The 23,191-nt window shown below is 47.2% G+C and carries 11 protein-coding genes; 10 read left to right on the top strand and 1 reads right to left on the bottom strand.

Features of this window, described 5'->3' with window-relative positions; genetic code table 11:
- Positions 1-59 precede the first annotated feature (59 nt).
- From topB to VCM39_RS10720, 10 genes are all read left to right on the top strand, one after another.
- The gene (gene topB, locus VCM39_RS10765) at positions 60-2,147 is read left to right on the top strand and encodes a type IA DNA topoisomerase (protein WP_004291456.1); all 2,088 of its coding nucleotides are present in this window, start codon (positions 60-62) and stop codon (positions 2,145-2,147) included.
- 162 nt (positions 2,148-2,309) lie between these two features.
- Positions 2,310-2,762 carry a DUF1896 domain-containing protein gene (locus VCM39_RS10760; RefSeq protein WP_004304266.1) on the top strand — a complete coding sequence of 151 codons (453 nt, stop codon included), beginning with the start codon at positions 2,310-2,312 and terminating at the stop codon, positions 2,760-2,762.
- Positions 2,752-8,568: an N-6 DNA methylase gene (locus VCM39_RS10755; RefSeq protein ID WP_004291462.1), complete on the top strand. Its 5,817-nt coding sequence runs from the start codon at positions 2,752-2,754 to the stop codon at positions 8,566-8,568. The genes VCM39_RS10760 and VCM39_RS10755 overlap by 11 nt, the downstream gene beginning before the upstream one ends.
- A gap of 657 nt (positions 8,569-9,225) precedes the next feature.
- Complete coding sequence (gene tet(Q), locus VCM39_RS10750) at positions 9,226-11,151, top strand: tetracycline resistance ribosomal protection protein Tet(Q) (protein ID WP_004291466.1); 1,926 nt, start codon at positions 9,226-9,228, stop codon at positions 11,149-11,151.
- Positions 11,151-13,469, top strand: coding sequence for an ATP-binding protein (locus tag VCM39_RS10745; RefSeq protein WP_004291467.1), 2,319 nt, complete (start codon positions 11,151-11,153; stop codon positions 13,467-13,469). Before tet(Q) ends, VCM39_RS10745 begins: the two co-directional genes overlap by 1 nt.
- Positions 13,462-14,784: a sigma-54-dependent transcriptional regulator gene (locus VCM39_RS10740; protein ID WP_004291471.1), complete on the top strand. Its 1,323-nt coding sequence runs from the start codon at positions 13,462-13,464 to the stop codon at positions 14,782-14,784. Before VCM39_RS10745 ends, VCM39_RS10740 begins: the two co-directional genes overlap by 8 nt.
- 279 nt (positions 14,785-15,063) lie before the next feature.
- Positions 15,064-15,486, top strand: a complete 423-nt coding sequence (locus VCM39_RS10735; protein ID WP_004291474.1) for a dihydrofolate reductase family protein — start codon at positions 15,064-15,066, stop codon at positions 15,484-15,486.
- Positions 15,487-15,724: 238 nt separating this feature from the next.
- Positions 15,725-16,330: an RteC domain-containing protein gene (locus VCM39_RS10730; RefSeq protein WP_004304269.1), complete on the top strand. Its 606-nt coding sequence runs from the start codon at positions 15,725-15,727 to the stop codon at positions 16,328-16,330.
- A gap of 301 nt (positions 16,331-16,631) precedes the next feature.
- Complete coding sequence (locus VCM39_RS10725) at positions 16,632-17,762, top strand: ATP-binding protein (RefSeq protein WP_004291480.1); 1,131 nt, start codon at positions 16,632-16,634, stop codon at positions 17,760-17,762.
- A 16-nt stretch (positions 17,763-17,778) separates the two neighbouring features.
- The gene (locus VCM39_RS10720; protein ID WP_004291481.1) at positions 17,779-21,033 is read left to right on the top strand and encodes a P-loop NTPase fold protein; all 3,255 of its coding nucleotides are present in this window, start codon (positions 17,779-17,781) and stop codon (positions 21,031-21,033) included.
- A 131-nt stretch (positions 21,034-21,164) separates the two neighbouring features.
- Here VCM39_RS10720 and mobC read toward each other — a convergent pair whose 3' ends face one another.
- Positions 21,165-23,183 (bottom strand): conjugal transfer protein MobC, encoded by a 2,019-nt coding sequence (mobC, locus tag VCM39_RS10715; RefSeq protein WP_004291482.1) that lies wholly within the window; start codon positions 23,181-23,183, stop codon positions 21,165-21,167.
- Positions 23,184-23,191 lie beyond the last annotated feature (8 nt).

Genomic DNA, 23,191 nt, shown 5'->3' with positions numbered 1-23,191 from the left:
CCCGTGTCCGCCACTGAATCCAAAATAAAATCCAAAGTATCAACAAAAAAGAAGAAGACATGAAGACAATCATTGCAGAAAAGCCCTCCGTGGCACGTGAAATCGCCCGCATCGTGGGCGCGACAAAGAGAGAGGAAGGATATTTCGAGGGAGGCGGTTATGCCGTGACATGGGCATTCGGACACCTCGTTCAGCTTGCCATGCCCGACGGCTACGGCGTGCGCGGATTTGTCCGTGACAACCTCCCGATTATTCCCGACACATTCACGCTCGTCCCCCGTCAGGTCAGGACGGAGAAAGGTTACAAGCCCGACAGCGGCGTGGTGTCGCAGATAAAAGTCATCAAAAGACTGTTCGACACAAGCGAACATATCATCGTGGCGACCGATGCCGGACGCGAGGGAGAGCTTATCTTCCGCTACCTCTACCACTATACGGGTTGCACCACTCCTTTCGTGCGCCTGTGGATCAGCTCTCTCACCGACAAAGCTATCCGCGAGGGACTGCGGAAACTCGAAGACGGCAGCAAATACGACAACCTCTACCTCGCCGCCAAAGCGCGGAGCGAATCCGACTGGCTCGTGGGCATCAACGGCACACAGGCGTTATCCATCGCCGCCGGACACGGCACGTATTCCGTGGGGCGGGTGCAGACACCAACGTTGGCTATGGTATGTGAACGCTACTGGGAGAACCGCCGCTTTACGTCCGAAGCATTCTGGCAGCTCCATATCGCAACGGACGGTTGCGACGGCGAAGTCGTGAAATTCTCATCCTCCGAGAAATGGAAAGAGAAAGAACCGGCGATGGAACTATATAATAAGGTAAAGGCGGCAGGTTGCGCCACTGTCACGAAAGCCGAGCGCAAGGAGAAGACGGAGGAAACTCCCTTGCTCTACGACCTGACCACGCTCCAGAAAGAAGCCAACGCCAAGCACGGCTTCACGGCGGAACAGACGCTTGAAATCGCGCAGAAACTCTACGAAAAGAAGTTGATAACCTATCCGAGAACGGGAAGCCGCTACATCCCCGAAGACGTGTTTGCCGAAATTCCCAAACTGCTCGCTTTCATCGGCACACAGCCCGAATGGAAAGACAAGGTGCGGGCAAAAGCCGCCCCGACACGCCGCAGCGTGGACGACGGCAAGGTGACAGACCACCATGCCCTGCTCGTCACGGGTGAGAAACCGCTCTTCCTCTCCAAAGAGGACAATACCATCTATCAGATGATTGCCGGGCGCATGGTCGAGGCATTCTCTGAGAAATGCGTCAAGGATGTGACCACTGTCACGGCGGAATGTGCCGGAGTGGAGTTTACCGTAAAAGGCAGCGTCGTGAAGCAAACCGGATGGCGTGCCGTCTATGGCGAGGAAAAAGAGGAAATTACCATCCCCGGCTGGCAGGAAGGCGACACGCTGACACCGAAAGGCTCGTCCATTACCGAAGGAAAGACCAAACCCAAGCCGCTGCATACCGAAGCCACCCTGCTCTCGGCAATGGAAACGGCGGGCAAGGAAATTGAGGACGACGCACTGCGGCAGGCGATGAAGGACTGTGGCATCGGTACTCCCGCCACACGCGCCTCCATCATCGAAACGCTTTTCAAGCGCGGTTACATGGAACGCTGCAAGAAGTCGCTTGTTCCCACCGAAAAAGGACTTGCCCTCAATTCCGTCGTCAAGACGATGCGCATCGCCGATGTTGCCATGACGGGCGAATGGGAAAAGGAGCTGGCGCGTATCGAGCGCGGGGAACTGTCCGACGACACCTTCCGCAAGGAGATAGAGGCGTACACACGTGAGATAACCTCCGAACTGATCTCGTGCGACAAGCTCTTCGGCAGCCGTGACTCCGGCTGCGCGTGTCCCAAGTGTGGCACGGGCAGGATGCGGTTCTACGGCAAGGTGGTACGCTGCGACAACACGGAGTGCGGACTGCCCGTGTTCCGGCTGAAAGCGGGACGCACCCTGTCCGACGATGAAATCAAAGACCTGCTCACCGAAGGGCATACCAAGCTGCTCAAAGGGTTCAAGAGCAAACAGGGCAAGAGTTTCGATGCTGTTGTCGCCTTTGACGGGGAATATAACACGACTTTTGTGTTCCCGGAGGCTAAAAAGGACAAGAAATTTTCAGGACGGAAGAAATAGTATTAACTTTGCCACTTGTTCAGAGTAATGAATTGTTCTTCGATACCGGATTACACTCATACTTTGGATTTAGTGGTGGCACTCGGAGGGATACCGAGTGCCTTTTTCTTCCTTTTTCCAACCGATTATCCCGTTAATTATCAATCCGCTAAATCCAAAGTAATGAACAACAAGAAGAAAAACGAGGGTCAGACCGACTTTTCCTATTACGGTCTGTACCTGCTGGACTATCTCCGCACGAACAAGTTTGAACAGGCTGACGACACCGCTTTCATACGGGAACGGGCCGACCGTGCCGCCGAAACGTATGAGAGGGCACGGCTTGAAGGCTATCCCGCCGATGGTGCGCAGGAACTGGCGATGGACACGCTGCTGCGCGGGCTGCATTATTCCCGTTACGCCATCCTCCGCGAAGTCGTGGAAAACGAGTTTGCCGATGAAGTGCCGGAAGAGAAGCGTGAAGCCTTTGTCCTGAAACTGCTGCCGCTTGTCGGCAACGTGTTCTCCGTCTATGACCTCTCGGATGACAATTTCGCCCTGTCTTCCGATTACGACCTGCTCTACACGGAGCTGACGGGAGCAACCGTCCTTTACTTAGACGAATATGGCGTTTAACCGCAAACAGAAACTGCGGGACAACATCGAGGCGATACGGACGGCATTCATCCTTGACAGGGAAAATAGGACAGCGACAACCGAAGAGCGTGCCATACTTCAAAGGTACTGCGGTTTCGGCGGTCTGAAATGTATCCTCAACCCTGCAAAGGAACTGACGGATGCCGTCCGGTGGGCGAAATCCGACCTCGAACTGTTCGCCCCGACGGTGGAGCTGCACAGGCTTATCCGTGAGAACAGCAAGGACGAAACAGAGTACAAGCGGTTTGTGGATTCGCTGAAAGCGTCCGTGCTGACCGCTTTCTACACCCCCAAAGAGATAACCGACACCATCGCGGACGTGCTGGCAGATTACAGCGTCCGCCCCGCCCGTATGCTCGAACCGTCGGCAGGTGTCGGCGTGTTCGTGGATTCCATGCTGCGGCACAGCCCCAATGCGGATGTGATGGCTTTCGAGAAGGATCTGCTCACGGGTACAATCTTGAGGCATCTCTATCCCGACCAGAAAATGCGCACCTGCGGTTTTGAGAAAATCGAAAGACCGTTCAACAATTATTTCGACTTGGCGGTGTCCAACATTCCGTTCGGTGACATTGCCGTGTTCGACGCGGAGTTTCAGCGGAGCGACTCTTTCGGCAGACGCTCCGCCCAGAAAACCATCCACAACTATTTCTTTCTCAAAGGACTGGATGCCGTGCGTGACGGCGGTATCGTGGCGTTCATCACCTCGCAAGGGGTATTGAATAGCACCAAGACCTCCGTGCGTAACGAGCTGTTCAGTCAGGCCAATCTGGTATCCGCGATACGCCTGCCCAACAACCTGTTCACGGACAACGCGGGCACGGAGGTGGGCAGTGACCTGATTGTCCTGCAAAAGAACCTCAGCAAGAAGGAAATGTCGCAGGACGAGCGGCTGATGACCGTGATACAGACGGACACGAAAACCGCCCTGACCGACAACGCCTATTTCATCCACCACCCGGAACGCATCGTGCATACGATGGCGAAACTTGACACAGACCCCTACGGGAAGCCCGCTATGGTTTATCTGCACGAGGGCAAGGCAGCAGGCATCGCCGGGGATTTGCGCCGTATGCTCGACGAGGATTTCCATTACAGGCTTGCCATGCGCTTGTATTCGGGTTCAATCCGGCAGGCAGGAACGGAAGAAAAAGTTGCCGTTCAAAATAAAGTAGAGCGTCCTGCCATAAAATTGGAAACAGTATCCTCGGCGCAGACGGTGGAAACTCCGACAGAAAAGCCGCAACCCGCAGATGAAAAGCCGGAGATAGAACCGCGCCCGCAATATTCCGCAGGCGTGCAGCTCACCCTGCTTGACCTCTGGGGGATGACGGAAGAGGTCAGCCAACCGAAAACCTCCAAAAAGAAAAAGACGGTGAAAAAGGCAGTTACGGCAAAGTCCACTCCGCCCAAACCGAAAGTCACGGTTACACCGACAGCTCCAACTGCAAAACCCGCAATGGAGAATAAGGAGGTGAAAGCGGAGAACACCGCCAAGCCTGCCGACCCGGACGACATCTATGCCACACTGGACTGGGATACCAATCCTCCCATCAACGGTTTCTATGAAATGATGATGGGTTTGACGCCGGAGCGTAGGAAAGAACTTCGGGAACTGGCAAGGCAGCATAACGAGAAACAAGTGGCGGAAAAGACGGAAGTGAAAGCCGTGCCGGAAACTTCCCGTGAGCAGCCACGACAGGAGGAAACACAGCCGGAGGCAGTCGCCGCACCTGCCGTTACAGATACCCCATCGGAAGCGGTGGGGACTTTCCTTTTCCCCGACATCGAAGCGGAAAAGCCGAAGGAGGAAGTCGTGGACCTTTCTCCGCGTGCCTACCACCGCACGCCGGAGATGCACCTGCGCGAAGGGTCGCTGGTGGCTGACCGGGGGCGTCATAACATCGGCTACCTGAAAGACATCACGCCATACGGGGCGACATTCCAGCCGCTCGACCTGAAAGGATACCAGAAGGAAAAGGCGTTGTTGTATGTGTCGCTGCGTGACGCCTACGAGCGTCTGTACCGTTATGAATCGCTCCGGCGCGAGGCAAATGTTCCGTGGCGAGAGCATCTGAATACCTGTTACGATGAGTTTGTCATGCGCTACGGCAACCTCAACGCCAAGCAGAACGTGAAGTTAGTGATGATGGATGCGGGCGGGCGCGACATCCTTTCGCTGGAACGGATGGAAAACGGAAAGTTCGTCAAGGCGGACATCTTCGAGCATCCTGTTTCCTTCGCGGTGGAGAGCCATGCCAACGTAGGCTCTCCCGAAGAAGCCCTGTCTGCGTCGCTCAACAAATATGGTACGGTCAATCTCGACTATATGCGGGAGATAACCGACAGCACGGCGGAGGATTTGCTCACTGCCCTGCAAGGGCGCATCTACTACAATCCGCTCGTGACCGGTTACGAAATCAAAGACCGTTTCATCGCCGGAAATGTCATAGAGAAAGCGGAACGCATAGAGGCATGGATGGGTGACAATCCCGAAAATGAGCGTATGCCGGAGGTGAAGCAGGCGTTGGAGGCTCTGAAAGATGCCGAGCCGCAGCGCATCGCCTTCGAGGATCTGGACTTCAATTTCGGGGAACGCTGGATTCCGACGGGTGTCTATGCCGCCTACATGAGCCGGCTGTTCGACACGGAGGTGAAAATCGCCTATTCCGCAAGCATGGACGAGTTTTCGGTGGTGTGCGGCTACCGCACCATGAAAATCACGGACGAGTTTCTGGTGAAGGGGTATTACCGGAACTATGACGGTATGCACCTCCTAAAACACGCCCTGCACAACACCTGCCCTGACATGATGAAGTCCATCGGCAAGGACGAGCATGGCAACGACATCAAGATGCGCGACAGCGAGGGAATACAACTCGCCAACGCCAAGATTGACGAGATACGAAACGGCTTCTCCGAATGGCTCGAAGAGCAGTCGCCGCAGTTCAAGGAGCGGCTTGTGACGATGTATAACCGCAAGTTCAACTGTTTCGTGCGCCCGCGCTACGACGGCTCCCATCAGACCTTTCCCGACCTCAACCTGAAAGGGCTGGCAAGCCGGGGTATCAAGAGCGTCTATCCCTCACAGATGGATTGCGTCTGGATGTTGAAACAGAACGGCGGCGGAATTTGCGACCACGAGGTGGGAACCGGTAAGACGCTGATAATGTGCATCGCCGCGCATGAGATGAAGCGTCTGAATTTGGCACACAAGCCGATGATTATCGGGCTGAAAGCCAACGTTGCGGAGATTGCAGCCACCTATCAGGCGGCATATCCCAACGCACGTATTCTGTACGCTTCGGAGAAGGACTTTTCGACCGCCAACCGTGTGCGCTTCTTCAATAATATAAAGAACAACGACTACGATTGCGTCATCATGTCGCACGACCAGTTCGGCAAGATACCGCAGTCGCCGGAATTGCAGCAGCGCATCCTGCAAGCAGAGCTTGACACGGTGGAGGAAAACCTCGAAGTGCTACGGCAGCAGGGAAAGAACGTGTCGCGGGCGATGCTGAAAGGATTGGAGAAGCGCAAGCACAACCTTGAAGCGAAGCTGGAGAAGGTGGAACACGCCATAAAGTCACGCACGGACGACGTGGTGGATTTCAAGCAGATGGGCATCGACCACATCTTCATAGATGAGAGCCACCAGTTCAAGAATCTGACTTTCAACACGCGCCACGACCGTGTGGCGGGATTGGGAAACAGCGAGGGAAGCCAGAAGGCACTTAACATGCTCTTTGCCATACGCACCATACAGGAGCGCACAGGAAAAGACTTGGGTGCGACCTTCCTCTCCGGCACGACTATCAGCAACTCACTGACTGAATTGTACCTGCTGTTCAAGTACCTGCGCCCGAAGGAGCTGGAACGGCAGGACATAAGGTGTTTCGACGCTTGGGCGGCGATATTTGCCAAGAAGACGACGGATTTTGAATTTAACGTGACGAACAATGTGGTCCAGAAGGAGCGTTTCCGCTACTTCATCAAAGTGCCGGAGCTTGCCGCCTTCTATAATGAAATCACGGACTACCGCACGGCGGAGGATGTGGGCGTTGACCGTCCTGCCAAGAACGAGATACTGCACCATATACCGCCCACGCCGGAACAGGAGGACTTCATACAGAAACTGATGCAGTTCGCCAAGACGGGCGATGCCACCTTGTTGGGCAGGCTGCCGCTTTCGGAAACGGAAGAAAAGGCGAAGATGCTCATCGCCACGGACTATGCCCGGAAAATGGCACTCGACATGCGCATGATAGACCCGAATTACGAAGATCATCCCGACAACAAAGCGAGTCACTGTGCCAAGATGATCGCGGAGTATTATCAAAAATACGACGCCCAGAAAGGCACGCAGTTCGTTTTCTCTGATTTGGGGACATACCAGCCGGGCGACGGGTGGAACGTCTATTCGGAAATCAAGCGCAAACTGACGGAGGACTACGGTATACCGCCAAGCGAGGTGCGCTTCATTCAGGAGTGCAAGACCGACAAGGCGCGGAAGGCGGTGATAGACGCCATGAACGCCGGGACGGTGCGTGTGCTGTTCGGCTCTACCTCTATGCTCGGAACGGGTGTGAACGCCCAGAAACGGTGTGTGGCTATCCATCATCTCGATACGCCGTGGCGACCGTCCGACTTGCAACAGCGTGACGGACGCGGAGTTAGGGCAGGTAATGAGATTGCCAAACATTTCGCCGGGAACAACGTGGATGTAATCATCTACGCGGTGGAGAAGTCACTGGACAGCTACAAGTTCAACCTCCTGCACTGCAAGCAGACTTTCATAAGCCAGCTCAAAAGCGGTGCGATGGGTGCGCGTACCATCGACGAGGGGGCAATGGACGAAAAATCGGGCATGAATTTCTCGGAATACATGGCGTTGCTCTCCGGCAATACCGACCTGTTGGACAAGGCGAAACTGGAAAAGCGGATCGCATCGCTCGAAGGGGAACGCAAGTCGTTCAACAAGGGCAAGCGTGATTCGGAGTTCAAGCTGGAGTCAAAGACCGGCGAGTTGCGCAACAACACGGCTTTCATAGATGCCATGACGGAGGACTGGAACCGCTTCCTGTCGGTGGTGCAGACCGACAAGGAGGGCAACCGCCTTAATATAATAAAGGTGGACGGAGTGGATTCCGCCGATGAGAAGGTCATCGGAAAGCGTTTGCAGGAGATAGCCAAGAATGCCACGACCGGAGGGTTGTACACGCAGGTCGGTGAACTTTACGGTTTTCCGATAAAGGTGGTGAGCGAAAGGATACTCAAAGAGGGATTGGAGTTCACCGACAACCGCTTCGTGGTCGAGGGGAACTACAAGTACACCTACAACAACGGGCATCTGGCGATGGCTGACCCGTTGGCCGCCGCCCGCAACTTCCTCAACGCGATGGAGAGGATACCCTCCATCATCGACCAGTACAAGGCGAAGAACGAGGTGCTGGAGATGGAGATACCGCAGTTACAGGAGATAGCGGGTAAGGTGTGGAAGAAGGAGGACGAGCTGAAGCAGTTGAAGTCCGAACTTGCCGCCCTTGACCGAAAAATTCAGCTGGAGCTTGCGCCACCCACGCCCGAAGTCGCAGAAAAGGAGAATGAAGGGCAACAGCTCAAGCCGGAAGCGGAAGATGTGAGGAACAGGCAGGCGCAATATCCCGAAAATGCACCGCCGCAGATACGCAGTCCGGCGGATAGTATCGTTGCCAACCATGTCATAATCGGGCGTCCGGGACTGTATGCCAAGGAGGAAACCCGGTCCAAAGGATTGAAAATATAACCTAAGGAATTTTATCTGAAGTATTAATAAGGGCTATCCCAAAAGGTCTAAAAGTAAATTTTATCCTTTCTGCAAGTATCTATAGGATGGCAACTGCATTTTTTTCTTTTTGGGCAGCCCTTATTAAAATTTATTCTTATTTTAGGTTATATACATTCATGTCCATTTATGTAAAAAATTCCTGCTGACCTTGTTTATGTCTTGTCAGTCACCATTTGCAAAACCATATTTGACCCTCAAAGAGGCTGAATTTGATAAGTAACTTGCTACATACTCATAATAAGGAGCTAAATAGAACACGAATGGGAAATACACAAATGCTAAACTAAAGAAGATATTGGCCAAAATAAACGCTATACCGAGAGAGAAACTTGATTTTTCAACTTCCTAAAACGGTGTTGTTCAAACATTTCTACTTATTTGTACTTGCCAGTTGAACCTACGCTTCCCTAATAAAATGTCTATGGTAAAAAGTTAAAAAATCCTCCCACTTTTGTTAGATATATTTTTTTGTGTAATTTTGTAATCGTTATGCGGCAGTAATAATATACATATTAATACGAGTTAGTAATCCTGTAGTTCTCATATGCTACGAGGAGGTATTAAAAGGTGCGTTTCGACAATGCATCTACTGTAGTATATTATTGCTTAATCCAAATGAATATTATAAATTTAGGAATTCTTGCTCACATTGATGCAGGAAAAACTTCCGTAACCGAGAATCTGCTGTTTGCCAGTGGAGCAACGGAAAAGTGCGGCCGTGTGGATAATGGTGACACCATAACGGACTCTATGGATATAGAGAAACGTAGAGGAATTACTGTCCGGGCTTCTACGACATCTATTATCTGGAATGGAGTGAAATGCAATATCATTGACACTCCGGGACACATGGATTTTATTGCGGAAGTGGAGCGGACATTCAAAATGCTTGATGGAGCAGTCCTCATCTTATCCGCAAAGGAAGGCATACAAGCGCAGACAAAGTTGCTGTTCAGTACTTTACAAAAGCTGCAAATCCCGACAATTATATTTATCAATAAGATTGACCGTGCCGGTGTGAATTTGGAGCGTTTGTATATGGATATAAAAACAAATCTGTCGCAAGATGTCCTGTTTATGCAAACTGTTGTCGATGGATCGGTTTATCCGGTTTGCTCCCAAACATATATAAAGGAAGAATACAAAGAATTTGTATGCAACCATGACGACGATATATTAGAACGATATTTGGCGGATAGCGAAATTTCACCGGCTGATTATTGGAATACGATAATCGCTCTTGTGGCAAAAGCCAAAGTCTATCCGGTGCTACATGGATCAGCAATGTTCAATATCGGTATCAATGAGTTGTTGGACGCCATTTCTTCTTTTATACTTCCTCCGGCATCAGTCTCAAACAGACTTTCAGCTTATCTCTATAAGATAGAGCATGACCCCAAAGGGCATAAAAGAAGTTTTCTTAAAATAATTGACGGAAGTCTGAGACTTCGAGACGTTGTAAGAATCAACGATTCGGAAAAATTCATCAAGATTAAAAATCTAAAGACTATTTATCAGGGCAGAGAGATAAATGTTGATGAAGTGGGTGCCAATGATATCGCGATTGTAGAAGATATAGAAGATTTTCGAATCGGAGATTATTTAGGTGCTAAACCTTGTTTGATTCAAGGATTATCTCATCAGCATCCCGCTCTCAAATCCTCCGTCCGGCCAAATAAGCCCGAAGAGAGAAGCAAGGTGATATCCGCTCTGAATACATTGTGGATTGAAGACCCGTCTTTGTCCTTTTCCATAAACTCATATAGTGATGAATTGGAAATCTCGTTATATGGTTTGACCCAAAAGGAAATCATACAGACATTGCTGGAAGAACGATTTTCCGTAAAGGTCCATTTTGATGAGATCAAGACTATCTACAAAGAACGACCTATAAAAAAGGTCAATAAGATTATTCAGATCGAAGTACCACCCAACCCTTACTGGGCCACAATAGGGCTGACTCTTGAACCCTTACCGTTAGGGGCAGGGTTGCAAATCGAAAGTGACATCTCCTATGGTTATCTGAACCATTCTTTTCAAAATGCCGTTTTTGAAGGGATTCGTATGTCTTGCCAATCTGGTTTACATGGATGGGAAGTGACAGATCTGAAAGTAACTTTTACTCAAGCCGAGTATTATAGCCCGGTAAGTACACCTGCTGATTTCAGACAGCTGACCCCTTATGTCTTCAGGCTGGCTTTGCAACAGTCAGGTGTGGACATTCTCGAACCGATGCTCTGTTTTGAGTTGCAGATACCCCAAGTAGCGAGTTCCAAAGCTATTACAGATTTGCAAAAACTGATGTCTGAGATTGAAGACATCAGTTGTAATAATGAGTGGTGTCATATTAAAGGGAAAGTTCCATTAAATACAAGTAAAGACTATGCCTCAGAAGTAAGTTCGTACACTAAGGGCTTAGGCATTTTTATGGTTAAGCCATGTGGGTATCAAATAACAAAAGACGGTTATTCTGATAATATCCGCATGAACGAAAAAGATAAACTTTTATTCATGTTCCAAAAATCAATGTCATTAAAATAATGGAGCGGTCAGGAAATTTCTATAAGGCAATACGGTTGGGATATATACTTATCTCCATTCTTATCGGATGTATGGCATATAATAGCCTCTATGAATGGCAGGAGATAGAAGCATTAGAACTTGGCAATAAAAAAATAGACGAGCTCCGAAAAGAAATAAACAATATCAATATTCAAATGATAAAATTTTCTCTATTGGGTGAAACAATACTGGAATGGAACGATAAAGATATCGAGCATTACCATGCACGGCGTATGGCAATGGACAGTATGCTCTGCCGTTTCAAGGCCACCTATCCAGCAGAGCGCATCGATAGTGTGCGCAGTCTTTTAGAGGATAAGGAACGACAGATGTTCCAGATAGTCCGGTTAATGGATGAACAACAATCTATTAACAAGAAGATAGCCAATCAAATTCCGGTTATTGTACAGAAAAGTGTGCAGGAACAGTCCAAAAAGCCAAAACGAAAAGGTTTCTTAGGCATATTCGGCAAAAAAAAGGAAGTAACTCCAGCAGTATCAACCACTATCCTTCATTCGGTCAATAGAAACGTAATCAGCGAACAGAAAGTGCAGGATCGCCAATTGTCGGAACAAGCCGACAGCCTTGCAGCTCGTAATGCAGAACTTAACAGACAACTGCAAGAATTGATTTGCCAAATAGAAGAAAAGGTACAAACCGAACTGCAAAGCCGGGAAAACGAAATAGTTGCCATGCGTGAAAAGTCATTTATGCAAGTAGGCGGTTTAATGGGATTCGTTCTTCTATTGTTGTTAATTTCCTACATCATCATACATCGTGATGCAAAAAGCATTAAACAATACAAGCACAAGACAACTGATTTGATAAGGCAACTGGAACAATCCGTACAACGGAACGAGGCACTGATAACGTCAAGGAAGAAGGCGGTACATACTATCACCCATGAACTGCGCACACCGCTGACAGCAATAACAGGCTATGCCGGACTGATACGGAAAGAACAGTGTGAGGATAAGTCCGGGCAGTATATCCAAAACATACTGCAATCCTCCGACCGTATGCGGGATATGCTTAACACTTTGCTTGACTTCTTCCGCCTGGACAACGGCAAGGAACAGCCCCGTCTGTCACCCTGCCGGATTTCAGCAATCACGCACACACTTGAAACGGAGTTCATGCCTGTTGCCGTGAACAAAGGGCTGTCCTTGTCCGTGAAGACTGGACACGATGCCATTGTATTGACCGACAAAGAGCGAATAATACAAATCGGGAATAACCTGCTGTCAAACGCTGTCAAGTTCACAGAAGAAGGCGGTGTTTCTTTGATTACTGAATATGATAATGGAGTTCTGACACTGGTCGTTGAAGATACAGGTACAGGCATGACAGAAGAGGAACAGAAACAAGCGTTCGGTGCGTTTGAACGTCTATCAAATGCCGCCGCAAAGGAGGGTTTCGGGCTTGGGCTTGCCATAATGCGTAATATTGTGTCGATGCTTGGCGGAACAATCCGTTTAGACAGCAAGAAAGGGAAAGGCAGTCGTTTCACAGTTGAAATTTCGATGCAGGAAGCTGAAGAACAGCTTGGATATACAAGCAATACACCTGTTTATCATAACAATAAATTCCATGATGTTGTCGCCATTGACAATGATGAGGTATTACTTCTGATGCTGAAAGAGATGTATTCCCAAGAAGGAATACACTGCGACACTTGCACCGATGCTGCGGCACTGATGGAAATGATACGCCAGAAAGAATACAGCCTGTTGCTGACAGACTTGAATATGCCCGATATAAACGGTTTCGAATTGCTGGAACTGTTGCGTTCGTCCAACGTGGGCAATTCACCAACAATCCCGGTGGTTGTGGCAACCGCTTCGGGCAGTTGTAACAAAGGGGAACTATTGGCAAAAGGCTTTGCCGGATGCCTGTTCAAACCGTTCTCCATATCGGAACTGATGGAGGTTTCCGACAGGTGTGCCATAAAAGCGACACCGGACGGGAAACCGGACTTTTCCGCCTTATTGTCCTATGGCAATGAAGCCGTCATGCTGGAAAAGTTGATAACTGAAACAGAAAAGGAAATGCAGGCGGTACGGGATGCAGCAAAAGAAAAAGACCTGCAAAAGCTGGATTCCCTGATCCACCACCTGCGCAGTTCGTGGGAGGTGCTCCGTGCCGACCAACCGCTGAATGTACTTTACGGATTGCTTCGTGGCGATGCTCTCCCGGATGGTGAAGCGTTAAGCCATGCCGTGACTGCCGTGCTGGATAAGGGAGTGGAAATAATACGGTTGGCAGAAGAGGAAAGGAGAAAATACGAAGATGAATAAGACAAAAATAATTGTGGTGGAAGACAACATCGTGTATTGCGAATATGTCTGCAATATGCTGTCACGGGAGGGCTACCGCAATATGAAGGCTTACCACCTCTCAACCGCGAAGAAACATCTGCAACAGGCAACAGATAATGATATCGTGGTTGCCGACCTGCGTCTGCCTGACGGCAGTGGCATAGACCTTTTGTGCTGGATGCGAAAGGAGGGAAAGATGCAGCCCTTCATCATTATGACCGACTACGCCGAAGTTAATACCGCCGTGGAAAGCATGAAACTCGGCTCGATAGACTATATTCCCAAACAGCTTGTGGAGGATAAACTTGTCCCCCTGATCCGTTCCATACTGAAAGAACGTCAGGCAGGACAACGCCGTATGCCTATATTCGCCCGTGAAGGTTCCGCCTTTCAGAAAATCATGCACCGCATAAGGCTGGTAGCCGCCACCGATATGAGCGTGATGATATTTGGTGAGAACGGCACGGGCAAGGAGCATATTGCCCACCTGTTGCATGACAAGAGCAAACGTGCAGGCAAGCCATTTGTGGCGGTGGACTGCGGTTCACTCTCCAAAGAGCTTGCACCGTCGGCTTTCTTCGGACACGTCAAAGGTGCATTTACAGGTGCGGACAATGCCAAGAAAGGATATTTCCATGAGGCGGAAGGCGGCACGTTGTTTCTGGACGAGGTAGGAAACCTCGCGTTGGAAACCCAACAGATGTTGCTCCGTGCCATACAGGAGAGGCGGTATCGCCCGGTCGGAGACAAGGCAGACCGGAATTTCAATGTCCGCATCATCGCTGCTACCAATGAAGATTTGGAGGTATCGGTGAATGAAAAGCGTTTTCGGCAGGATCTTCTGTACCGCCTGCACGACTTCGGGATAACCGTTCCTCCGTTGCGTGACTGTCAAGAAGACATTATGCCGCTGGCAGAGTTCTTCCGTGATATGGCAAACAGAGAGCTGGAGTGTAGCGTGAGCGGGTTCAGTTCCGAAGCACGTAAAGCGTTGCTGACACACGCATGGCCGGGCAACGTGCGGGAACTTCGGCAGAAAGTTATGGGTGCTGTATTGCAGGCGCAGGAAGGTGTTGTCATGAAAGAGCATCTGGAACTTGCCGTGACGAAACCGACCTCTACTGTCAGCTTCGCCTTGCGCAATGACGCGGAGGATAAGGAGCGGATATTGCGTGCGTTGAAACAGGCAAACGGCAACCGGAGTGTCGCCGCAGAACTGCTCGGCATAGGCAGGACAACACTATACAGCAAACTTGAAGAGTATGGACTTAAATATAAATTCAAGCAATCATAGCCCGTAATTCACTGAATTTGGCTATCTTTGCATAACATTTGAGAAAAACGGCGATTGGCAGGAGCTTTTCGCCGCCAACATATAGGATAAGACCGCAAGGCGTTTCAAGCGAAAATCTGGTAAATTGGAACTACGGAGACGATTGCGTGATGCTTATGCTATGCTTACGCATAGCGTGCATTCACGTACTCTCCGTAAAGGCTTTACCAGAGCCATCGCTTGAAGGTAGTGTGAATTGCACGCTACTTTTTTACCCTTGCCTAACGAAAGGAAACGATTATGGGTAAAGTTCAGATTCTCGCCGTACTGACGATGGACGGATGTCTTTCTTCAGAGTTATATGATAAAGCACATCAGGATTTGTGCCTTGACCGTTGCGGTCTTGATGAAATCAGGAAGAAAGCCTTTTACCGTGTGACACCGGACTATTCCATTTCAATGCTGCACGAATGGAGAAAAGACTGCACAAACATCCGTTACCTCGCGGAAGCCACACCGGACACGGCAGACTATATAAACGGACTGCTGCGGATGCACGCTGTGGATGAAATCATACTATACACCGTTCCTTTCATATCCGGAAGCGGACGACATTTTTTTAAGTCGGCTCTGCCAGAGCAACACTGGACGCTTTCCTCTTTGAAAAGCTATCCCAACGGTGTATGTCGCATTATCTATATCCTTGATAAAAAAGCAAGATAGCCAAAATGTGCGGCAAGCATACATTTCTATTTTCAGGAATAGAATAAATGTTCCGATTACAAACAATTTAAGTCGGAGATAATTTGTCCTTGTGAAAAAATACTGAATTTTATACCTCTGAAATCCAGCACTTTGTAAAATTGAGTGTTGGATTTTTTATTTTCTGCCGCGTTTTTTGCCAATTATATTCATGTGCGCACGCAGAAAACAAAGTGTAATTTTCAAAATTGACAGAACCATGAATTATTTCTTGCTGGCGGAAACCGACTTTTTCCGCCTGATAAACGAAGCCGGCGACTGCAATATGGAAACGGCATACACGGCTTTCGCCACCCAAGTGATCGAACTGTGCAACGGCGGCATGGACATGAACCTTACCGTCATCGCGCTTGCCTACATCGAAATCGAGTTGCAGCACCATCCCGTACGTAATCTGTCAGAAGAAAAAAGAGAGATTGCCGCCTACGTCAGCAAGGCTCTGTCTTTCGTAAGAAAGATGCAGAAATTCCTTGCCACGCCCCAAGTGCCACCACTAATATCCGCCAACAACGCAACAGAAACCACCGCCAGCCTTCTTCAATGGACGGGCAATGCCATCGACCTCGTGGAACTTATCTACGGCATAGACGTGATGGGCTGCATCAACAACGGCAATATGCCGCTCAAACAGCTCGCCCCACTTCTCTATAAGATATTCGGGGTTGATTCTAAAGACTGCTACCGCTTCTACACTGATATCAAACGCCGGAAGAACGAAAGCCGCACCTATTTCATTGACAGGATGCAGGAAAAACTGAACGAGAGAATGTTGCGTGATGAGGAGTTGGAGCGGATGAGAAAATAAAAAAATATCCATTACATATGAGAAGACAGGAATACTCGTATCCTGTCTTTTTATTTTCATTTAATTATATATTAATTAGCACAATATATGTGAGTTTTTCATTCCTATAAGGACAAATTTCAGAAACGTATGTCTGGTAAATTATTGAGTCATCATAGTATGAACATATATCATTACTAAAAACAATGAAACAACTTCCATAAGATTGTGGTTGTAAAAATCGCCATTTAATAGCCCGTTTTTTTTGTAAAATTCGCCAATTAAAAAAATATGATTATCTTTGCATTATATTTTATAAGGTATGGAAACAGTAAATAGAATACTTCAAGAGAAGATTACAGCACGAATCGCGCCCAATAAAGCAGTACTGATTTTTGGTGCTCGCCGTGTTGGTAAAACGGTAATGATGCGTAAAATTGTGGACAACTATTCAGGTAGGACGATGATGCTCAACGGCGAAGACTACGACACATTAGCACTATTGGAGAATCGCTCAATAGCCAATTATCGGCATTTATTGGATGGTATTGATTTGCTGGCTATTGATGAGGCACAGAACATACCACAAATCGGTAGTATTCTGAAGTTGATAGTTGATGAAATACCGGGAATAAGTGTCTTGGCAAGTGGTTCTTCGTCATTCGATTTGCTGAATAAGACTGGTGAACCGTTGGTCGGCCGCAGTACGCAATTTCTCCTTACACCATTCTCGCAACGGGAAATCGCACAGACGGAAACGGCACTTGAAACCCGCCAGAACCTCGAAGCGCGCTTGATTTACGGTTCCTATCCCGAAGTAGTAATGATGGAGAACTATGAACGTAAAACAGACTACCTACGTGATATTGTCGGTGCATACCTGCTTAAAGATATCTTAGCAATTGACGGCTTAAAAAATTCGAGCAAGATGCGCGATCTACTGCGATTGATAGCTTTTCAGTTGGGCAGCGAAGTTTCTTACGAAGAGTTAGGTAAACAACTCGGCATGAGCAAGACGACCGTTGAAAAATACCTCGACCTATTGGAAAAGGTCTTCGTTATCTATCGTCTGGGGGCTTATTCGCGTAACCTACGCAAGGAGGTTACAAAAGCTGGCAAGTGGTACTTCTACGACAACGGCATTCGCAATGCCATTATCGGGGCTTTCTCACCGCTGGCCATTCGGCAGGATGTCGGTGCGCTGTGGGAGAACTACATCATCGGAGAGCGGCGCAAAGCGAACTTCAATGAGGGACTGCACAGGGAGTTCTATTTCTGGCGCACCTACGACAAACAGGAAATCGACCTGATTGAGGAGAGTGCCGACAGTCTTACCGCCTTGGAGTTCAAGTGGGGAAATAAAATGCCGGCCGCACCGAAAGCCTTCCAAGAAGCCTATCCCTATGCCGAGTTTCATGTGGTAAATCGGGAGAATTATTTGGAGTTCGTATAATCAATAAATTACGTATATGGAAACAAAACTACAATCCAAACAGCAATATCCGCGGTTTATCCAAAATAAACCGTGTGGTATTGACAAATTCGATGGAGGTTCGCAAGAAAGGTTGGCAAAAACTATTGCTCGCCATTTTTGTCAGAATGATTCATTGGATGAGGAATGTACTTTACCTCGAATTATCGGCATCGAAGGTATTTGGGGATCTGGAAAATCCAACGTGGTTAAAATGTTGGAACGTGAATTATCAGACGACTATTACTTTTTTGAGTATGACGCATGGGGACATCAAGAGGACTTGCAACGCCGCTCTATATTGGAATTGCTTACAAGCAAACTTATTGATGATGGTATCCTATCTGGAAATGCAACAATAAAAGTCAAAGGTGGAGGTACGAAAACCGTATCATGGTCTGAAAAGCTGAAATATTTATTAGCCCGTAAAACGGAGACCGTAACCGAAAAATATCCCCTTATCAGTAATGGTATGGTTGCGGCATTTTTGGTTGCAGTTTTAACTCCGATATTTACATTTATTGCGTATGCAGTAAAACCTACACCCACAACATGGTGGTTTTCTTTATTGTCTATTATCATAGCTGCACTGCCAGTTCTTATTGCATTGTGCGTTTGGAAATGGGCATATAGCAAAGATCATAAATATGGATGGAGTTATATGTTAGCTATTTATCAAGATAAAGTCGAAAAGGACGTTTGCTATGAGACTTTGAGCGAAGACGAACCAACGGTTTACGAGTTCAAAACATGGATGCAAGACATTTCTGATTTTATCAAGGAAAAAGGACAACGTAAATTAGTCCTTGTTTTTGACAACATGGATCGTCTCCCCGCTGAAAAAGTAAAAGAATTATGGTCTTCTATCCATACGTTCTTCGCCGATAGCGGTTTTGAAAATGTTTGGGCTGTTATTCCTTTCGATGAAACACATTTAGCTTGTGCATTCGGAGATGAGACCGACGAACAAACGAAACAACTGACCAAGTATTTTATCAATAAAACTTTCCCTATTGTTTATCGTGTTGCTCCTCCTGTTATTACCGACTATCGAAGTATATTCAACAAACTGTTTGTTGAAGCATTTGGAGAAACAGAAAATGAAGCGAAAGAAACTATAAATCGGATATTCAGATTGGTAAATCCTAATGCCAATGTTAGGGAAATTATATCATATATCAATGAGATGGTCGCTCTTAAACAAGAGTGGTGTAACGAAATTTTGATGATAAACATAGCATTGTTCTGTTTGAAGAAGACGGATATTCTGGCAAATCCAGTAGAACAAATATTGTCCGGCGACTATCTGAATGGCATTCAAACAATAATTAACAATGATCTGCAAACACAACGCGAAATTGCAGCTTTGGTATATGGTGTCGATGTTGAAGATGCTCGACAAATTCCATTGAAAAAATATATTGAAGGCTGCATCAACGGAGAAGAAGACCACGACATAAATCAATATGCAGAGACTAATAAACAATTTGACACTGTATTAGAAGAAGTTATACAATGTATGGACAATGCGCTTATCGATAAGATTATACATTGTTTGCATAAATTAACTCGAAAGAGCGATGTTATTCTGCGTGTATGGCAAAGAATAGCACAATTGAAATTAAAAGAATCCATAGAGAAGCAGGTGTTCCCTGTCGAATACCAAGAACTGCTGTTGCATTTAGACACGGAAAGCCAAAACCATGTGATTGCTCAATTATATAAGAAGATAGTTCGGTTCAATGACTTCAATGGCGGCGACTATTTCAAAACGTTAGATGCAATAGACAGGTTTATTGCGCAAAATAAGTTGGCGTGCGATTTTACGTCATTGATTGAAGCAAAAACAGTCAAGCCAAATACATTTATCGATTATATTCAAGCTGCAAATGCAACAGATGCTGCCTATCGGGATAACGCGACAACTAAAGCATATAAATATTATCAAGTAGCAACAAATTCGGAGGCGCTCGATAATTATTTGGCAAACTTACTACCCGATAATTTCGACCATGCAGATATTGTAAAAACGTTAAAAGATAATTCTACCTATACGTTTCCAACGCTTTTGCAAGCGATCACGAATTGCATTGATGAACAGAATGTAAATAAAGATAATATAGGGGCTATATTTACAACCTATCGTTTATTGGCATCTGACGAAGAAAGACCTTTACCTGTAACGTTAGATTCAACCTACATAAATCAGTTGCATTCTGAATTAGAAACTGATGGCCGAAACATTAAAGAGTCTGGATATTACGATTTAGTCGCCATGCAATTGGCACATGGTCATTCCGTTTCCTTAATAGAGGGTGGAGATATAAAATATGTTGCAGAACTCATGGACTATTATGTGGATCATGGAGACTTATTAGTAAATAGTGTGGGATGGAATATACCGCTATTAAATGAAACACTACAATACATGGTAAATCATAAACTTGGCTATAAATTATTGCTCTCAGACATATTGCCCCAATTTGAAGATATTAAGAACAGAATAGGTGTAACGGATGAGGTATTTATCGAGCATTTAGCAGAGTGGAATACCGATTTGGATAAGTATATCACTAAGAACAATATTAAAGATGTAATTCCTGACGCATCTTTTTACGATTTGACCACTAAAATAAGCAATGTCCTGACCGATCATATCAATAAAATAGCGTTCGAAGCGTTGTCTGAAATAAGTGTTGATACATTATACGCCCAAAGAACAGCACATACATCATATTATTGGTTTGTCGCAATAAAACATTTACTGGCTAAAATCAAATCCTTGCCAGATAACTTGACTGAATTTGGCAAAAAGATTCTGATGGATATTGCTTCTGGAACTCAAAGTTTGAATCCTTTCCCTAATTGTTTCAAGAATATAGTTGAAAGATTGGATAAACGAAAAATTAAATCGACAGTTACCGATATAAGAAATGATTTCTGCATCGGTAAAAAGACTATCAATGCAATAAAGTTTCAATTTTTCGAAACATGGCTTAGATCGCATGGTAATTTGAAAAGTCAAGCTGGAGACGTTATTGATAAAATAGTGAAACCTGTAATTTCCGATGGGGCATGCCGTTCATTGATTCTGCAAAACAAAGATTTTTATATGGATTTAATAAATACAGCAGGGGATGATGCTTATGAATTGAAAAAGAGTCTCCGAAACCTCATACAAAAAGATTCAGATCCGCAATTGGTTAAATTTGTCAATTCGATAGATTCAGTACCTGAGGTTGAAACCGCGTAAGTATTTGTCTAACAAGTCCGAATTTTACGATTTTACCCGTCAGAACTGAAGTGCCCCCCAAAAAAATTGTATCCAACTTTTGGGGGTCACTTCAAACTTCGATAGGGATAATTTTCAATTTTGGGGACTTGTTAGACAGTCTCATTATCTGGTAGCAGTTTACACAGCACCGGATCGTTTTTGATACGCTCCAGTTCCTCCTGCACAATCTGCTTCACCTCTTCCTTGATGCGCCGGTAGTTCGCCTGCACCGTTTCCTTCATGCGGTCGTTGCCGTCCTCGTCCGTGAAGTTTGTAATGACGGGAATTTTCTTGTAGGCACTTTCTTCCCGTTTCACCTTTTCGGCATCCACCACAATCTCGCAATGAAAAATCTTCTGCTCGATACGCTCGTTGAAGTTGTCGGATACAGAACCGACAAACATTCCCTGCGTAAGCCCGGAAATCTTACTCGGTGGAATGAGCGCGTCCATCTGCGTGTTGATGGAGGTGGAAACATCCTGCCGGTTGATGGAGATGGACTGCCGTTTCTGCAACACCTTACCGAACCGCTCGGAGAGCGTCTTGGCTGTTTCCCCCACCACCTGACCGGAGAAAATATTGCCGACAGTGTTCATCACCACTTTCGCCTCTTTGTCCCCGTAGTCACGCACTAACTGGCTGAAATCCTGAAAGCCCAGACACACGGCAACCTTGTTGCTTCGGGCGGTAGCTATAAGATTGTCCAACCCTTTGAAGTATATTGTGGGCAACTCGTCGATGATGACCGATGACTTCAGCATCCCCTTCTTGTTGATGAGCTTCACGATACGGGAATTATACAGACCGAGTGCCGCACCGTAGATATTCTGACGGTCGGGATTGTTACCCACGCAGAGGATTTTCGGCTCTTCGGGATTGTTGATGTCCAGCGTAAACTCGCTGTCTGACATCACCCAGTAGAGCTGCGGTGAAATCATCCTCGAAAGCGGGATTTTTGCCGACGCTATCTGACCCATGAGCTGCTCCGCAGCCCCTCCAAGCCACGCATCCATGAACGGCGAAAGGTAGTTCTCCAGCTCCGGATAAGAGGTCAGTATCGGAAATATATCCTCGTAACGGCGGTTCAGAAACTCGATAGCATGGGGAAACGTGCAAAACTTCCCGTTCTGATAGATTTTGAGATACCAGATAATACTGGCAAACAGAATGATAGGTGACTCCACGAAGAAGTCGCCCTGCTTTTGCACCCACGTTTTATTGAGGTTGAGCATTATTGTGTAGGCACTCTCATAGGCATCCGTAATATCTTCCATAAAATCCGGGTGAATGGGATTGCACCGATGAGAGCGTCGCGGGTCGTCGAAGTTGATCACATAGAACTTCGGCTTTACCTTGTAGCCGTCCGGGTGGTTCAGCAAATGGTTGTAGGCAATAGTAGATAGGTCGGGATACTTGAAATCGTAGATGTATTGACTAAAGCCCTTTTCAATCTGTTGCTTGATAAAATTGTTTACCACGGCATAGGACTTGCCGCTGCCCGGCGTACCCAACACGATGGACGCACGGAAGGGATTAACTACATTGATCCAACCGTTGTTCCAGCGTTTCCTGTAATAGAAACGTGTCGGCAGATTGACCGAATACTCGCTTTCGATAAGCCTCGTTTCCTGCATGAAACTCTCGTTCTCGTTGTTGAAAACATCCTCCATCAAATTGTGTTTCAACAGGCGGCTCATCCACAGACCACCCATCAACAGGCAGACATAGCCCGTTCCAATGGTAAGGACATACAGTCCCGTCACCGCTTCAAGCGGCAGCGGCAGGGGCAGCAACCACCAGTTCAGGAAAAACAGCACGAACCCGACGGCAAATGCTGTCCAGATTCTCCCCCAAGTGATTTTCTCACCCTTGACACCCTTCGTACCCAGACAGGACAAGGCAAGCAAAAGGACGGAAAACAGCTTCGTGTAGAGAATGGAATGGAACAGCCCCGCCGTGCGGTCGAAGTTCAGAAGGATTTTGTCCACCACGCCGATGTTCACGCCCCACAGCCGGATGGCTTCGTAGCAGAACCAGTACACGTTCATGACCACTAAAATGATACTCACGGCACGCAGAAAATCCATGATTTTCGCCAATGCCCTCAAATCGTCTTCTTGTTGTGACATACATTGAT

Origin of the sequence: Bacteroides mucinivorans (assembly GCF_034654355.2) — a bacterium.
In the GTDB taxonomy this organism is placed as follows: Bacteria; Bacteroidota; Bacteroidia; order Bacteroidales; family Bacteroidaceae; genus Bacteroides; species Bacteroides nordii.
This window is presented reverse-complemented; position numbering and strand designations above follow the sequence as displayed.